Origin of the sequence: Methylobacterium nigriterrae, from assembly GCF_037106235.1 — a bacterium.
In the GTDB taxonomy this organism is placed as follows: Bacteria; Pseudomonadota; Alphaproteobacteria; order Rhizobiales; family Beijerinckiaceae; genus Methylobacterium; species Methylobacterium nigriterrae.
The window spans coordinates 1-237 of record NZ_JBAWTG010001099.1; the positions used below are offsets into that span (position 1 = coordinate 1).

The window sequence follows — 237 nt, forward strand, 5'->3', positions numbered from 1 at the left end:
AAGATCTCCGACAACACGGGCTCGGAGACCTACGGCTTCGACGCCCAGACCGAGGAGTACGTCGACATGCTCCAGGCCGGCATCGTCGACCCGGCCAAGGTCGTGCGCACGGCTCTGCAGGGTGCGGCCTCGGTTGCTGGCCTCCTCGTCACCACCGAGGCGATGGTCGCCGACGCTCCGAAGAAGGACGCGCCTCCCCCGATGCCGGGCGGCGGCGGCATGGGCGGCATGGACTTC

At 69.6% G+C, this 237-nt stretch carries 1 protein-coding gene; it reads left to right on the plus strand.

The genetic code is table 11. The features are described 5' to 3' along the window. Positions 1–237 (plus strand): TCP-1/cpn60 chaperonin family protein (locus tag WDW90_RS40400; protein WP_336493145.1); only part of this gene is annotated, 237 nt, incomplete at both ends.